General features: G+C 45.3%; 12 protein-coding genes and 1 rRNA gene. 2 read left to right on the top strand and 11 right to left on the bottom strand.

The annotated features are described in order from the left end of the window. Positions 1-81: 81 nt before the first annotated feature. From H8S54_RS05165 to H8S54_RS05155, 3 genes are all read right to left on the bottom strand, one after another. Positions 82-1,455, bottom strand: coding sequence for a radical SAM protein (locus H8S54_RS05165; RefSeq protein WP_117851276.1), 1,374 nt, complete (start codon positions 1,453-1,455; stop codon positions 82-84). A gap of 114 nt (positions 1,456-1,569) precedes the next feature. Next, entirely contained in the window at positions 1,570-2,157 is a 588-nt protein-coding gene (locus H8S54_RS05160) for an HdeD family acid-resistance protein (protein WP_021926541.1), read from the bottom strand. Between the two features lie 166 nt (positions 2,158-2,323). Then, positions 2,324-2,905 (bottom strand): TetR/AcrR family transcriptional regulator, encoded by a 582-nt coding sequence (locus tag H8S54_RS05155; RefSeq protein WP_117851278.1) that lies wholly within the window; start codon positions 2,903-2,905, stop codon positions 2,324-2,326. Positions 2,906-3,183: 278 nt separating this feature from the next. Between H8S54_RS05155 and H8S54_RS05150 the strand changes: the two genes are divergently transcribed. Together H8S54_RS05150 and H8S54_RS05145 are read left to right on the top strand one after the other, a co-directional pair. Beyond that, positions 3,184-3,879, top strand: coding sequence for a response regulator transcription factor (locus H8S54_RS05150; RefSeq protein WP_186901051.1), 696 nt, complete (start codon positions 3,184-3,186; stop codon positions 3,877-3,879). A gap of 78 nt (positions 3,880-3,957) precedes the next feature. Continuing rightward, on the top strand, positions 3,958-6,936 hold the full coding sequence (locus tag H8S54_RS05145) for a sensor histidine kinase (protein ID WP_186901050.1): 2,979 nt from the start codon (positions 3,958-3,960) through the stop codon (positions 6,934-6,936). A gap of 313 nt (positions 6,937-7,249) precedes the next feature. Here H8S54_RS05145 and H8S54_RS05140 read toward each other — a convergent pair whose 3' ends face one another. The 8 genes from H8S54_RS05140 to H8S54_RS05105 all read right to left on the bottom strand — a co-directional run. After that, positions 7,250-8,203, bottom strand: a complete 954-nt coding sequence (locus H8S54_RS05140; RefSeq protein WP_186901049.1) for an ABC transporter ATP-binding protein — start codon at positions 8,201-8,203, stop codon at positions 7,250-7,252. Then, a complete protein-coding gene (locus H8S54_RS05135; RefSeq protein ID WP_021926536.1) occupies positions 8,187-9,275 on the bottom strand; it encodes an ABC transporter ATP-binding protein in 1,089 nt (362 codons plus the stop codon). Before H8S54_RS05135 ends, H8S54_RS05140 begins: the two co-directional genes overlap by 17 nt. An 11-nt stretch (positions 9,276-9,286) precedes the next feature. Further along, a complete protein-coding gene (locus H8S54_RS05130; protein ID WP_021926535.1) occupies positions 9,287-10,348 on the bottom strand; it encodes an ABC transporter permease in 1,062 nt (353 codons plus the stop codon). A gap of 4 nt (positions 10,349-10,352) precedes the next feature. Continuing rightward, entirely contained in the window at positions 10,353-11,288 is a 936-nt protein-coding gene (locus H8S54_RS05125; RefSeq protein ID WP_021926534.1) for an ABC transporter permease, read from the bottom strand. A gap of 145 nt (positions 11,289-11,433) precedes the next feature. Further along, the gene (locus H8S54_RS05120) at positions 11,434-13,083 is read right to left on the bottom strand and encodes a peptide ABC transporter substrate-binding protein (RefSeq protein WP_021926533.1); all 1,650 of its coding nucleotides are present in this window, start codon (positions 13,081-13,083) and stop codon (positions 11,434-11,436) included. Positions 13,084-13,487: 404 nt separating this feature from the next. Next, entirely contained in the window at positions 13,488-13,922 is a 435-nt protein-coding gene (locus H8S54_RS05115; RefSeq protein WP_021926532.1) for an RrF2 family transcriptional regulator, read from the bottom strand. A 102-nt stretch (positions 13,923-14,024) separates the two neighbouring features. Next, positions 14,025-15,119, bottom strand: coding sequence for a hypothetical protein (locus H8S54_RS05110; RefSeq protein WP_117851287.1), 1,095 nt, complete (start codon positions 15,117-15,119; stop codon positions 14,025-14,027). Positions 15,120-15,476: 357 nt separating this feature from the next. Then, positions 15,477-15,644, bottom strand: a 23S ribosomal RNA gene (locus tag H8S54_RS05105); the annotation flags it as partial.

Here is a 15,644-nt window from a genome sequence, read left to right as displayed (position 1 = left end):
TTTTCGGCCTTTCCAGATAGCCCTACACTATTTTACAGGGTTATCTGGCTAAGTTCTTAGTTTTTCTTATACAAAATTGGATTAACAGCCTGCCTTGGCAGCCTTTTCCTTCTGTCTCTCATCCCACAGCTGGTCGGCTTTTTCCTTCCAGCAGGCAGCGTACTTATCGCACTTGCCGCAAAGGTGCTCTGCACTTTCCGGTGACTGCAGGTCTGTAGATTTCGCGCCAGTCTCTTCTACCAGCCTGCGGAGGATTTCCGGATTTTCCAGCATTGGACATGGACGCAGCATATTCTCATTGAACGGCTGATTGTCATGATATGCCTGGAAAATCGGACTCTTCAATGCATCAAGTAAGGAAGTATCCTTGATATTGCAGTTTGAATAATGAATAAATACACAAGGCTCCACATCACCATTTGCATTAATATGCAGGTAATGTCTTCCGCCTGCAATACATCCATGAACAAACTCTGCATCGTTCTGGAAATCCAGGGTGAAAATAGCCTTTGTGCTTCTGTACTGGCGGATTGCACGATACATTTTCTCACGCTGTTCTGGTGTAAGAAGAAGCTCCGGGGAAGCATCATTTCCAACCGGCATATAGTGGAAGAACCATGCAAATAATGCGCCGCAGTCAATCAGCTTATCGAAATATTCCTCACTGCTTACACTGTCTACATTCATTCCTGTATAGCAGGTTGAAACACCAAATGGAAGACCTCTGTCTTTGAGCAGCTTCATCGCATGCATAACCTTCTGGTAGATACCTTCTCCACGACGTCCGTCATTGGCTTCCTCTGAGCCCTCCAGACTAAATGCCGGAACGAAGTTTTTCACTCTTAAGATTTCATCACAGAATTCCTCATCAAAAAGTGTTCCGTTTGAGAAAGAAAGGAACTCGCAATCCGGGTGCATCTCGCAAAGCTTAATCAGGTCTTTCTTGCGGACTGTCGGCTCACCGCCTGTATAAATGTACATGTAAACGCCCAGTTCCTTGCCCTGACGGATAATGGAGTCGATGGTCTCCAAATCCAGGTTCAGCTTGTGGCCATACTCTGCTGCCCAGCATCCTGTGCAGTGCAGATTACAGGCACTTGTTGGGTCCAGAAGGATTGCCCACGGAACATTGCAGTTGTTTTCAGCGGCAACTTCTTCCTGTCTTGCACTTCCCTTTAAGCTGGCGTTTACGATAAAGTTATTAAAAAATACTTTACGAACACCTGGATCCAGCTGATACAGATTCATGATCAGCTTATACCAGTTGCTGTTTGTATCCTGAATCGCATTACGAATGGCATCCCTCTGGCTCTTGTACCAGTCCTTTGGAGTGAATTTATCGACCAGATCCATCAGCTTCGGAATGTTTGTCTCCGGATCCTTGTCCAGATATTCTAATGCTTTTGTTACTGCACCTTCCACAGCGGCCTGTTTTGCCTTGTCAATCAGTTTCATAATGCTCCTCCTTTGTTTAAGCTATGATACAAATCCCATGAACATGTATTTTTCATGGAACCTATTTCCTTAAATTCTATGTAACGCGGCTGATTCTTTCGCCGCAGGTTACTTTCATGAAATTTCCTGGTATTCTTCCTCGCAGACTACATCGCCGTTTCCCCGGATTTTCACCGTATAGACAGCTACGCACAGCTTCAGGATACCTTCCAGCAGAAAACCGATTCCGGTAAAGATCACCGTCATCTTCGCGCCCCCTGCAGGATCAATGAGAAGAATCATTCCGAACACGCCAGTCACAACGGCAATGATCAAAATTCCCCACCACAGTTTCAGCCCGAATTTTTTCGCTTCTACTGACATCTGGATACGAAGCAGCGCATCTGCCAGGATCACTAACCCGAAGATTACAAAAATCAGGCGAAGAATGGATTCCCTTCTCACCAGAATCAGAATTCCAATGGCAATCATCAGAATCCCAAATCCCAGATCAAACTGAAAAGCCAGACAGTAGAAATCTCTGGAAAAATAGCCGATAATCTTAATGATCCCATCTGCAATAAATAAAATTCCTGCAAGCACGCAGATTATTTTCATCGCTTTTGTAGGGTTCACCATGAGAAAAATTCCAAGCGCACAGAAAATAACTGCCATTACAATATAGCCATTCCTTGCTATTTTCAAAGTACCTGAAGAATTCATACAGATCCTCCTTTCTGTCTTCCTCTGCTTTTCATGCCCCTCATTATAATGAGAATTTTTCCCAAAAGAAACGGACAAAAAAAGAACTGTGTCTGAAATTCAGACACAATTCCCGATTTGTCTAATTAAGAATTTCACTCATTAGAGCGTGCCTCTCTAGAGCCTGTCAGATAATTTTCAGCTGGGCGGGCTTGGCTCCTGCTGCCTTCTCCAGGGTTTTCTCGAAGGTGTTGCCGTACAGCGCCCGGATCTTCCCTGCATATTCCGTAAGATCATAGGACATCCTGTGATCCATCCAGTCCAGCATGACCCCTGTCATCACACATTTATGAAAATGCATGAGAACCTTTACTTCTTCTTTCTCCAGAATTTCCGGATCAAAGTTATGCTCTGCGTACTGTCTGACTATGTACTGGCACATTTTATCCAGGGCATTGGTAAAGTTCTCTCTCTGCAAAGAACCGTAAATATGAAGCATAGCCTTCCGGTTCTCCCCAATAAGGTTCACCAGCACCTCCAGACATTCCAGCACAGAATCTATTTCTACCGGCTGCTCAAATGCCTTATCTACTTCCCGCTTAAGCGCACATTCCACCACATCCGAAATATCACGGAAATGGTAATAAAATGTATTACGGTTCACCCCGCAGCGCTCTACAATATCCTTAACTGTAATCTTCGCCAGCGGCTTCTCATTGAGCAGTTCAAATAATGTTTTGATAATAACCTCTTTTGTAAAACTGGACATTTTCTCACCTGTCGCTAATTCGTTAAGTTATTATCACAGATTATGCCACAAACCTTTCAAAAAAGCAAGCGCGGCGGCTATTGAAATTTTTCAAAAATTGTGTTGCATTTGCTTCTGGTTTCCACTACACTCATAAAGTGGTCTGCCTCACAATTCCGGAGCATTTTTTCAAACATGTTCCCATGTGAGGCTTTTAATAAGAAATTCTTAAGATTTTACCCCTTTCATCTTAAAAATTATCTGGTAACTTATAAATCACAGGGGAGGTGAAAAAGAAAGTGGCAGCAATTCTTGTTTGTGATGACGATAAAGAAATCGTGGAGGCCATCAGCATCTATCTGGAACAGGAGGGACATCAGCTTCTGAAAGCTTATGACGGTCAGCAGGCACTTTCCCTTCTGGAAAAAGAAAAGGTAGATCTGCTGATTATTGATGTTATGATGCCAAGGCTTGATGGAATCCGGGCTACCTTAAAAATCCGTGAAGAGCATGCTCTTCCTATTATTATTCTTTCTGCGAAATCTGAAGATGCGGATAAAATTCTTGGACTGAATGTCGGCGCAGATGATTATGTAACCAAGCCGTTTAGTCCCCTTGAGCTGATTGCCAGGGTACGTTCACAGCTTCGCAGGTATACCCAGCTCGGGGCAGCTGTTTCTGGTGAAAGTCAGCATGTTTATACCACGGGCGGTCTTATGGTGAATGATGACCGGAAGGAAGTGCAGGTGGATGGCGAGGTTGTGAAGCTTACGCCTATTGAGTATAATATTCTGCTTCTTCTCATTAAGAATCAGGGACGGGTATTTTCTATTAATCAGATTTATGAAAATATCTGGAATGAGGAGGCGATTGCGGCGGATAATACCATTGCGGTACATATTCGGCATATCCGGGAAAAGATTGAGATTAATCCGAAGGACCCGCGGTATTTGAAGGTTGTTTGGGGACTTGGATATAAGGTTGAGAAAATTTAATTGTTTCCCGGACGCGCTTGGACAGTTGGTATTCCACGCAGGTCGGGATAGTGCTATTAAGAAAGGGGTTTATAAAATATGAAGAAGAAAAAATGGTACCGCAGTGTGTCCATGAAGGGGAATCTGCTGGTTTTGCAGTATTTGCTGCTGGGGGCGTTTCTTTTCTGCGGGGTGATGTTTGTGTCACTGCAAATGCAGGGGCTTCGGGTTTCGGACTCGGGGAAGGAGTATGTAGATTCCCAGGCATTTGCTAATAAGTTTTATGGCGCTTCCATGGATGTAGCACATGCAATTTCGGGGACATTTGCTTATGGGGACTTTGAGGAAGATACTAATGAACAAACATCAACTTCCTTAACTCAAGGTGATAATTCTACAGGCGCTGCCGTGACTTCTGGGGCAGTTTCTGCAGACAGCCGCGTTGTAGATCTAAGTGAGGTGGCAGCGGATGAATCACTTTCCTTCACCAACACATCCGGACTTGCCTACTCTCTTTCTGATTTAAAAGAATGGGCACAGATTCCGGATTATGATTCTGAAAGTGCAGCCCCAATTGTAGTCTGCCACAAGGCTTCCGCTTCTGAGGAATCCTTCTCACTTCCTATGGAATATTATTACGCAGATGATTTCCTGAAAAAAATCAACGCAGGGGAATTTGCACTTTCTGTCTACGCGGATATTGATGATTCCGGGAATCAAACATGGTTTACCTACCAGGAACCAGATGAATTTGCAGAAGATGATACCAGTGACTACAAGAGATCCATTATCGAGAGTATCAAGACTGCCATCCGCTCTGGGGATCTGGATCCGGACTTTTTCTCCAATATCCAGGTGAAATCAAAAGACGGCGCTACCCTCTACGATCAGATTTATTCTTATCAGGGCTACTACCAGCTGACCGAGTACTTTGCCCCACAAGGTGCTGACAATCTTCTGGATGTGCTGAACTCCAATGCCAAATGGAATAACAGTATTGACGAAGCATTTGAAGATCTTTATACCATACTTTCCCAGCTTGGTGTTTACAATGATATGAAACAGGAACTGGACGCTTACGCACAGGGGCTGTCCAACATGAGCTACCTCTATATCAATGAGGATACAGGCAAAATACTTTCCAATGACAGCGACCTGGTGAAAGAACTGGATTACAAGAAATCCAGCGGAGTTTCCATTACAGCTTCTGGAACCCAGGCATCCACAGATTCAAAAAATATCAATTCTGCTGAATCCCAGAATTCCACAGCTTCCAAAAGCATTAGCTCCGCAATTGATTACTACCAAAATCTGCACGAGATTCTGGATTCCAGGGAAGAAGTTTCCTATATACTGATTCAGACTAAACCCGAAGAATTCACCAGCAATCTGAAGGGACTTGATATCCGTGACACCTTTCCTGGCAATGACATTACTGCAGACAGCTGGAAGGAATCGCTGCACAGCGCTCTCCTTGAAGAAACTGGCAACTATATTTTTGCAGCTTATGTAAACCAGAAGCTGCCTGTCTCCGATGTCTTTTCTTCTGGAAAAACATTTTTTGATTCTTATTCCAGCTATACAAGACCAGTATTTTGGATTGGAATTTTGTGCCTCCTGCTGTTTGTGGCTTCCTTTGTATTTCTTACCGCAATTGCAGGCAGAAAAAGTACAGACGAAGAACTGCATCTTTGCTTCTTTGACCGCTGGCCTACCGAGCTTGCTGCCGGACTTGTAGTAATTGCCTGGCTTCCGGTTATTGTCTTTGGCTTAACCCATCTGCCAATTGCAAGTTACCAGATTGCACGGCTGCAAAGTTCTCTGATCGATGCATACTTCCTTTTCAGACTGACGCTTTTCGGACTTTACACTTTATTCTGGTTCCAGATCGGCTATCTTAGCCTGGTAAGAAGAATCAAGGCAAAGCAGCTGTGGAAAAACAGCATCCTGAGACGGCTTCTTCTCCTGATCGTAAAAATCATCAAAAAAGCCGCTCACAAAATCCGCGTTCTGGCTGATTTCTACGCCAGAAATACAGCAGCCAGATTAAAGGTAACCTTCGCATTCCTGGTCTTTGTTTTCCTGAAATACTTCATCTGCGCAGTATTTCTTGACAGCGGTCTTTTGTTCTTTGGCTTCAGTTTCCTGGTGGATCTCCTGATTCTGGGATTGGGCATAACAAAGGCTTATCACCAGGAACAGATTCTGAAAGGTCTGAAGGAAATCTCCGGCGGAAATCTCCAGTACAAGATTCCTCTGGACAAACTGTCCGGTAATAACAAACGCATTGCCGAATACATCAACAACATCGGAAGCGGACTTGACGCAGCCGTAGAAAACAGTGTAAAAAATGAGCGTATGAAAACCGAACTGATCACCAACGTTTCCCATGACCTGAAAACCCCGCTGACCTCTATTATCAGCTACATTGATCTTCTCAAACGTGAGAATTTCACAGACCCTAAAGTACTGGAATATCTGGATATTCTGGAAGCAAAAGCAGCGCGCCTGAAAGTACTGACCGAGGATGTAGTAGAAGCTTCCAAAGCAAGCACCGGAAACCTAACTCTGAACATGACCAACCTGGATTTCGTAGAAATGCTTCATCAGGTGATCGGAGAATTTGAGGAACGGTTCGAGGAACATCATCTCACCATGATGGTATACTTCCCGGACGAGCCCTCTGTGATCTGCGCAGACGGACAGAGAATGTGGCGTGTGCTGGAAAACATTTTTGGCAACGTAACCAAGTACGCAATGGAAAAGACCAGAGTTTACGCCGAAGTGCAAAACGCCAGAAACCAGGTGATCTTTTCCCTGAAAAATATTTCCGCCCAGCCTCTTAACTTCGCAGCAGAGGAATTAACCGAGCGCTTCGTCCGCGGCGACGTAGCCCGAAACACGGAAGGCAGCGGCCTTGGCCTTAGCATTGCCAAAAGCCTTACGGAACTCCAGGGCGGCAAATTCCAGCTCTACCTGGACGGCGACCTTTTCAAAGTAACCATCACCTTCCAGGCCCAGACCCCCAGTCAACCCACTCCCTCCCTGCCCGAGCAGCCAGAACCGGAAGTAAGATAACATCTTAAAGCAATCAGAGCCGGAAATAAGATAACATCTTAAATATTAAAAAAGTCTCCCGCACATTCTAATAATAAGATGTGCAGGAGATTTTTTATTCCTCTTGTCGATAACCAGCGGTTTTGCAATGTATATTCATGTAGCAGGTCATTTCAGGAGCGCTTTTAACGGAAACGAGATCCACTGCCTACGAAGACTTAACATCGAAGGCTCTCCTGAGATGTTTAGTCGTAGTTGGCAGTTAGCTCGTTGGAGTGTTGCGACGACCTGCGGTGAATATACATTGTGAAAGCGCGTCCGGCTAGCGATAATCTCAATACTCCAGTCTCGGCATGTTCTTAAATTTCTCAAACTCCGCGTCCGTACATTTCACATAATGTGTTCCGCCAATATGGTGATAAGTACCTTCCCCATAATTGATTCCTGAAGTCTTATAATCATAAGTCTCCGCAACACGGTTCTTCTCCACAGCCGGGTTCGGGGACGGGATTGCGGAAAGAAGGCTTCTGGTATACGGATGCATTGGATTCTCGAAAATCTCCTCCGTAGTACCTGTCTCAAGCAAATGTCCCAGATGAAGAACTCCGATACGGTCTGAAATATATTTTACCATAGAAAGGTCATGGGCAATAAACAGATACGCAGTACCTGTCTCCTGCTGAATATCCTTCATCAGGTTTACCACCTGCGCCTGAATAGAAACATCCAGCGCAGAAATACACTCATCCGCAATAATCAGCTTCGGGTTCATGATCAGCGCACGGGCAATGCCGACACGCTGTCTCTGTCCGCCGGAAAACTGATGCGGGTATCTTGCCACATGCTCCGGAGCAAGACCAACCTTTGCCAGAATGGCTTTGATCTTCTCCTCTCTCTCCTCTTTGCTCTTGTACATATGATGGATATCAAGACCCTCACCCAGAATATCCCGAACTTTTTTTCGGGGATTCAGAGATGCCATAGGGTCCTGGAAAATCATCTGCATCTGTGTTCTTAATGCCTTATTGGTTTCCTTGTTCATCTTGCCGCCGATATCCATACCGTTGAACTTAATGGTTCCTGCGGTGGGGTCATAAAGGCGGATGACACTTCTTCCGATGGTGGACTTTCCGGAACCGGACTCTCCAACCAGACCATAGGTTTCCCCAGGATAAATTTTGAAGGAAACGTCTTCTACTGCATGTACGGTAAAGCTGCTGCTCACCTTAAAGTACTGTTTTAATCCATCCACAGTAAGGATCGGCTCAGCATTATAATTTACAGCCATGTTCCTCGGCCTCCTTCTTCATTCTTTCGATTCGGTTCTTTAACTCCACTGGCATTTCCACCTTCGGAGCTCTTGGATCAAGAAGCCAGGTTGCTGCGAAATGATCCTTTGTGATCTGAAACATCGGCGGCTCTAACTTGTCATCGATCTCCAGGGCGTAGCGGTTACGGGGGGCAAAAGCATCACCTGGTTTTTCATGAAGCAGGTTTGGCGGGGATCCCGGAATGGTGTACAGCCTCTCATCGTCCGTATCAAGATCCGGCATGGAGGAAAGAAGTCCCCATGTATACGGATGGCGCGGATCATAGAAAATCTCGTTTGTAGTTCCTCTTTCCACGATTTTTCCTGCGTACATAACGTTGATGAAATCCGCAACCTTGGCAACAACTCCAAGGTCATGTGTGATATAGATTACGGAAATTCCACGTTCCTTCTGAACCTTCTTGATCAGCTCAATGATCTTCGCCTGGATGGTAACGTCAAGAGCGGTAGTCGGCTCGTCGCAGATCAGAAGATCCGGGTTGCAGGACAGGGCAATGGCAATTACCACACGCTGTCTCATACCGCCGGAAAGCTGATGGGGATAATTCTTCATACGCTTCTCAGGCTCTTCGATTCCAACCTCTCTCAGAAGCTCTACTGCACGGTCCCATGCTTCCTTCTTCGGGGTTTTGAAATGCCAGCGCATACCTTCCATAATCTGTTTTCCGATGGTCATAGTCGGATCAAGGCTGGTCATAGGATCCTGGAATACCATGGCAATTCGCTTGCCGTTAATATGTCTGCGGATCCATTTTTTGTCTTTTGTCAGGATATCTACTGTTTCAGGAGTTCCGTCTGCATGATGATAGCTGAACTCGATGGTTCCTTTTTCTACCTTTGCATTGGATGCAAGGATTCCCATTGCAGCTTTCATGGTAACGGATTTACCGGAACCGGACTCACCTACGATGGCAACTGTCTCGCCTTTGTAAAGGTCAATGTTGATGCCTCGGATAGCGTGTACCGTTCCTGCTGTTGTGGAAAAGGTGATATCCAGGTCTTTGATATTAAGAATTCTTTCATCTGACATTGAAAATCACCTCACATTTCTTTTAATTTCGGATCAAGTGCCTCACGAAGGCCGTCAGCTACAAGGTTGAAGCTGAGCATCAGAAGTGCCATAACAATGATCGGCGGGATGATCTGATAGGGATGAGTGGTAAAGAAGTTAAATCCGTCGGAGATCAGAGATCCCAGGGAACACTGCGGTACCGGAATTCCAAGTCCTACGAAGCTTAAGAATGCCTCTGTGAAAATCGCGGTAGGAATGGAGAACATTACCTGTGTGATGATCGGTCCGATAATGTTCGGAAGTACTTCTTTGAAAATAATGAAGAAGCTGCCTGCACCAAGTGTTCTGGATGCAAGTACGAACTCCTGCTCTTTTAATTTCAGCATCTCTGCACGGGCAATACGGCTCATGCCGATCCACTCCGTGAGCATCAGGGCAATGACGATGGTCAAGATACCAGGTTTAAATACCAGAAGCATCAGGGTTACGATAACAAGTCTCGGAATACCGTTGGCAACCTCCAGGATACGCTGCATGACCATATCCACTCTTCCGCCAAAATAGCCGGAGATCAGACCATAACTCATACCAATGAGCATATCGATGATGGCTGCTGCGATTGCAATGATCAGGGAAACACGGGCTCCAGACCAGGTTCTTGTCCAGATGTCACGGCCTAAGTTGTCGCTTCCGAACCAGTAATAAACATCGGTAAGGCCTTTTTCTTCGTAATTGTTAATGGTTTTGGTTCCTTTTGAGGTATTGAAATTTTCGTTTCCATCGAAAATACCAAATTTCTCAAGAGCTTTTACACGGGGTGCACAGTTCTTTTCATTTAAGTTCTGGCCGGAATATGTATAGCCGTTCATACCCGGACCAATGGCTGCCATGATGGTAATGAGGATGATCAGAATCAGACCAACAATGGCGCTTGTTTTTCTTACGAAGCGGAGCAGGACATCTTTCCAGAAGCTCTGTGCCGCAAAGTTGGAATCAATGCCGATCTCTTCTGCATTGTTTTTCAGGCGGAAATCAGATTCTACAGGAACGTATGCTGCCTGAACATTTTCTGCTGCGGTGCTTTTTTCCATGATGTCAGTCTCCTTTCTTTGCAAGTCGGATTCTCGGGTCGATCACACCGTAGAGAATATCTACAACCAGCATAATTACAATATACATTGCGGAATAAATAAAGCTTAAGGCAATGACCACGTTGTAGTCATTGGACTGGATGGCATTTACCAGAAGGCTTCCTACTCCAGGGATTGCGAAGATTTTTTCTACTACCAGAGAACCAGTCATCAGGTCTACGATCAATGGAGCAAGAACGGTAATAATCGGGATCAGGGCATTTCGAAGTGCATGACGGAAAATCAGTGCGGATCCGGAAATACCTTTACTCTCTGCCAGAAGCATGTAGTCACTGCCCAGAACCTCCAGCATTTCGCTTCGGGTAAAACGTGCAATGGATGCCATAGTAAACATGGATAGCGCGATACTTGGCAGCACGCTGGACATGCCCGCATTGTTTGCCTTATACAGCATTGGGAACCACTGGAGACGGAAACCAAGGCTGTAGCTAAGACCAAGGGCAAATACGTAGGACGGCACCGACACACCGATAACCGATATGATGGTGGCCAGGGAATCCCATATGGTATTATGCTTCAAGGCCGCCAATAGTCCCAATAGCAGGCCCACAATGGCTCCAATGGTTACAGCAAGTCCTCCGATTCCAATAGAAATAGGAAGTCTTGTCTGGATCATCTGGGAAATCGGGGTGTTCTTGGAAATGTTGTAGCTGACGCCAAGGTCACCCTTTAACATATTCTTGGCATAATTTGCAAACTGGACAACTACGGGTTGATCCAGACCGTATTTTACGTACAGCGCGGCACGCTGGTCGTCATTTAACTTCTCATCATTGAACGGGGAACCTGGCATGAGCTGCATCAGGATAAACAGCACCAGCAGGATTACCAGCAGTGTAAAGAAGGAAGTTAAAACTCGTTTGAGCGTATATTTTTTCACGACAGTTCCTCCTTGGGTTCATTCGTTGCAATCCACAGAATAAACAGGTTGGTTCTTATTTGTTCTGCGGATGGCAACGGCATTATTACTTCAAAAGCCGCACCGGGTAAAACCCTAGTGCGGCTGAAGTTATTCAATTGATTACTTATTCAGATTTTACTGCATTTTTGTATACACGGTTCAGTGCGCATGGATGGAAGTCTACGCCAGTTACTGAGCTGGACATCATCTCTGCGTTTGCCTGTGTGTAAAGCGGGAAGATTACAGCGTCATCCATAACAAGTTTCTCTGCGTCATACATTCTAGCCCAACGTCCTTCAGCGTCTGTGCAAAGGTCACCAGTTGTGCACTCTGCGATGATGGAGTCATACTCTTCGCTGCTCCACAGACCATAGTTGTTGGAGTTGTCTGTAATCCACATTCCAAGGTAAGTCATTGGGTCTGCATAGTCTGGTCCCCAACGGGTAAGCGCTACTTCGTAGGTTCCGTTCTGCATATCCTCAACACGCTGTTTCTTAGGCTCTACTGTAAGGTTTACAGTTAATCCTGGAAGAGCTGTCTCCCACTGCTCTTTCAGAACCTGTGCAACCTTCTGAGGTGCATCATCAGCGTCAACGATCATATCAAGCTCAACCTCTGTCTCGCCAAGTTCCTCAAGACCTTTTGCCCAGTAATCAGCAGCTTTCTCTGCGTCATATGTGCAAACATCGGAGAATTTCTCCTGATCTTCAGAGAAGTCAGATCCGTCTGGACCTGCAGCAAACTGCATAGGTACTGCTGTGTAAGTCGGAAGGGAACCATCTTTCAGAACGTCTGTTGTGATGGATTCACGATCGATTGCCATTGTCATAGCAAGACGGATATTTAAGTTCGCAAGCTCTGGAACAGCTGAGATGTTAGGGCTTACATACCAAAGATATCCAGCACCGATTGTCATGAACTCAGGATCATCTTCAACCTGGTCAACCTGCTCACCGTTTACAAGTGTAAGATCAAGGTCGCCTGTCTGATAGCTCATAAGAGCCTGCTGGGAATCCTGAATTACCTGATAGTTAAGTCCCGGAAGGGAAATGTTGTCTGCATCATAGTAGTCAGCGTTCTTTGTGAGGTGAATCTCTGTTGCAGCTGGCTCATAGGTATCAAGTACGAATGCACCGTTGGAAAGTGTTGTCTCCGGGCTTGTACCAAAAGTATCTGCGCAGGATTCAAAGAATGCTTCGTTTACAGGATAGAATGTTGGGAAATACATCAGTGACAGGAAATAGGATACCGGAACGTTCAGCTTAACTTCCAGTGTCTTGTCGTCAACTGCTGTAACACCAAGCTCAGATTTGTCTTTCTCACCAGCGATGATCTCTGCTGCATTCTCAACCTGGCCAATGTCGCTTAACATGTAAGCATACTCGGAAGCTACATCCGGGTCTACTGCTCTCTGCCATCCGAATACGAAATCGGATGCGGTTACAGGATCACCGTTGCTCCACTGTGCGTCGTCACGAAGATGGAAAGTATAGGTAAGTCCATCATCTGATAAATCATAGCTCTCTGCAATGGCCGGAACTGCCTGTCCGTCTGAGTCCATCTGCATAAGACCATCGGTATAGTCTGCGATTACCTCAAAGGATGTTCCATCAGTAGCCTGCTGTGGGTCAAGGGACTGTACCGGAGTTTCCAGCATAACATTCAGGTCAGATGTGCTTTCTTCTGCTGCAAAAGCTACGGTGCCGGTGCTCATGAGACCTACTGTCATTGCGGAAGCTGTCAAAAGGGAAATTACTGCTTTTGACTTTTTCATAATCATTTCCTCCTCTTCTCGAAAATAGATCTAAGACTTTTTAATTATACGTCTTATATCTGCTTTTCGTATAATAGCACATCACCGCTGTAAAGTAAAGAACTTTTTGTCTAAATTGTGAACTTTTTTCTGTACAATGTGGGCATGTGTGTTTGTGAGGCGGACTTTTGGGGGATTGTGTCCGTGATGACGGACTGGAGGGGAGTTTTGTTGGGGGAGTTGATTATTTGAAAATAAGGGGTTTAGTTAATCAAAATGGACGATTTCCCCCATGTGTGCCGGGACAAACAATGACGAATTTCGTGATTGTCTGTCCCGGCACACATGGGGGAAATCTGGTTGTTGAAAATATGCTGCTTTGTGGAAATTAATGTGTTGCTTCGCTGAAACTAAGTTTTAGTTTATTAGATTACGTAGTCGTCTGCGCTGGCGGCTTGCCAGTCGAGGAGGTCTCCTAATGTAATATTGTCTACTACTTCGTTGATGGCGTCGTCAATCTTCTTCCAGAGAATACGTGTTACGCAGGCGTCGCCTTTCTCGCAGCCGGCTCCGTCTGGGGCTACACAGTCTACGGGAGAGAGGCACCCTTCGGTAAGGCGAAGAATCATTCCTACGGTGTACTCCTCCGGTCTGCGCTGCAGGGAATAGCCGCCCTGAGGGCCGCGGACACTTTTCACATAGCCAGCCTTATTTAATACGGAAATGATCTGCTCCAGATATTTCTCGGAAATCTCCTGTCTGCGCGCTACATCCTTCAGCCTGATCGGTTCCCCATTATCATTGGTAGCCAGGTCAAGCATTAACTTTATTGCATACCTACCCTTTGTGGATATTCTCATTTCAATTCCTCCTGCTCTGTGATTCTGCCTGTGTCAGCGGCAGAATCCATCTACAGAAGATTATACCTTTTAATTCCTATTATTTCAATAGGAAATTACCTTTTATTCGTATCCGCCAAATGGGGCATCCCCTTCAATGTTGTACAGGATATAGCTGGTAAGAAGATCTGGATCATTGCTGCTGTATTCTACACCGCTCCAACCTTCTGGAACCTGCAGAGGAAGTTCTGAGGACTGGACTTCCGGGACATACAGATAAAATTCGGATCCAGGGACCAAACCGTATGGTTCTGAATAAACTTTCAGACAGTCATCTATAATTTCCTGGGTTCCAGATTCCTGTTCCAGCTGAAGATCTGTCAGCTGCATGGAGTATACGTGGTCGTTAAGTTTCTTTATCTCTGTAAACTTCCCGGTAAAATCACTGCAGTACATGGTGTAGCTGTAGCCTTCGCCTGCTGTCACATCGCTGTCTGAGAAAGAACCGCTGAAGCTTCCGTCCTGATTCAGATTCAACATTGTGCTCCATGCACCTACACCGCTGGCGAAAACAAAATTTGAGGGAGTTCCCTCTGGAAGTGTATCTACTGCAGTCCACTGTTCCTTTGCTACTGTTTTCAGATAATCCAGTACGCCTGCAATAGTCATACTCTGCGCACCAGCTGCCGCCCGTACAGACAGACCGGTTTTTAACGTGAAATTCTTCTCACTGCCTGGGGTTCCTTCGTAAACTACAGGAACTGCAATGTCACCAAATGTCTTAATTGCCAGGATATCCGTGTTTCCATCCTCATTGTAGTCTACAAAGCTGATGGCATCTAACTTGGTAAAGCCATAGCTGAGCACTGGAGGCGTCACCAAACTGTCCAAGGTTTCCACAGGTTCTTCATTCTGGATGATTTTGAAAATTACATCTTTTTCTCCGTCAGCCGGAGCATAGGATGCAAACCATACATCTCCAGTGTATTCGGAAAGCTGGGTCTGGAAGGTCTGATCTTCAATAATGCCATTGCGCCAGTTGGGGGCTCCACAGGAAATGACGTCTGCATTTGAAAGATCATTTTCCTGATTCTGGTCTGCTGCATTTTCGGTCTGCACAGACAAGACTTCCGTATCTTCAGCCAGTACTGGCTGAGCGGCTGTCAATGTTAAAATGCCTGCTATTGTTATAAAAATTGGGGCTGGGAGTTTCTTCATGGAAATGCTCCTTTCTTATGAAAATAAGTCTGTAATGGGAATTATAAGAACTTCTTTTTTCTACTATATTAAATTGGGCATTATTAATTGTAACCTTTATTTTTCTCTGGACCGTGTTTGAAAAAAGGAATTCTGCAAAATATGCGGCATAATTGATATAGAAAGGATGATTTGATTTTTAAGAATTTGGACAATAAAAAACGATAACCAATCGGCTACCGTTTCATTTACTGTACCTTCAAAACTACATACATGTTACATCCTCTTTGGAATCTTTTGAATCATTTCTCAACCTTGCGAATAAATCGGAAGTTCCATCTCACTTCGTTCGATGGAACGACCTTCGTGCTTAGCACTCAGGTCAAGCCCTCACCCTATTAGTAGCAGTCAGCTCCGTGCGTTGCCGCACTTCCACCCCTGCCCTATCTACCTCGTCGTCTTCAAGGGGGTTTACTTCTTTCGAATGGGACATCTCATCTTGAGGGGGGCTTCACGCTTAGATGCCTTCAGCGTTTATCCCTTCCG

The sequence above is a fragment of the Blautia segnis genome, from assembly GCF_014287535.1.
GTDB lineage: Bacteria > Bacillota > Clostridia > Lachnospirales > Lachnospiraceae > Blautia_A > Blautia_A acetigignens.
The sequence above is the reverse complement of the archived record's forward strand: the minus strand, read 5'-3'. Positions and strand labels throughout refer to the sequence as shown.

What these genes read in the sequence shown, in the direction of transcription:
- H8S54_RS05165 (WP_117851276.1), bottom strand. Translation starts at nt 1,455, where the DNA reads ATGAAACTGATTGACAAGGCAAAACAGGCCGCTGTGGAAGGTGCAGTA.
- H8S54_RS05160 (WP_021926541.1), bottom strand. Translation starts at nt 2,157, where the DNA reads ATGAATTCTTCAGGTACTTTGAAAATAGCAAGGAATGGCTATATTGTA.
- H8S54_RS05155 (WP_117851278.1), bottom strand. Translation starts at nt 2,905, where the DNA reads ATGTCCAGTTTTACAAAAGAGGTTATTATCAAAACATTATTTGAACTG.
- H8S54_RS05145 (WP_186901050.1), top strand. Translation starts at nt 3,958, where the DNA reads ATGAAGAAGAAAAAATGGTACCGCAGTGTGTCCATGAAGGGGAATCTG.
- H8S54_RS05140 (WP_186901049.1), bottom strand. Translation starts at nt 8,203, where the DNA reads ATGGCTGTAAATTATAATGCTGAGCCGATCCTTACTGTGGATGGATTA.
- H8S54_RS05135 (WP_021926536.1), bottom strand. Translation starts at nt 9,275, where the DNA reads ATGTCAGATGAAAGAATTCTTAATATCAAAGACCTGGATATCACCTTT.
- H8S54_RS05130 (WP_021926535.1), bottom strand. Translation starts at nt 10,348, where the DNA reads ATGGAAAAAAGCACCGCAGCAGAAAATGTTCAGGCAGCATACGTTCCT.
- H8S54_RS05120 (WP_021926533.1), bottom strand. Translation starts at nt 13,083, where the DNA reads ATGAAAAAGTCAAAAGCAGTAATTTCCCTTTTGACAGCTTCCGCAATG.
- H8S54_RS05115 (WP_021926532.1), bottom strand. Translation starts at nt 13,922, where the DNA reads ATGAGAATATCCACAAAGGGTAGGTATGCAATAAAGTTAATGCTTGAC.
- H8S54_RS05110 (WP_117851287.1), bottom strand. Translation starts at nt 15,119, where the DNA reads ATGAAGAAACTCCCAGCCCCAATTTTTATAACAATAGCAGGCATTTTA.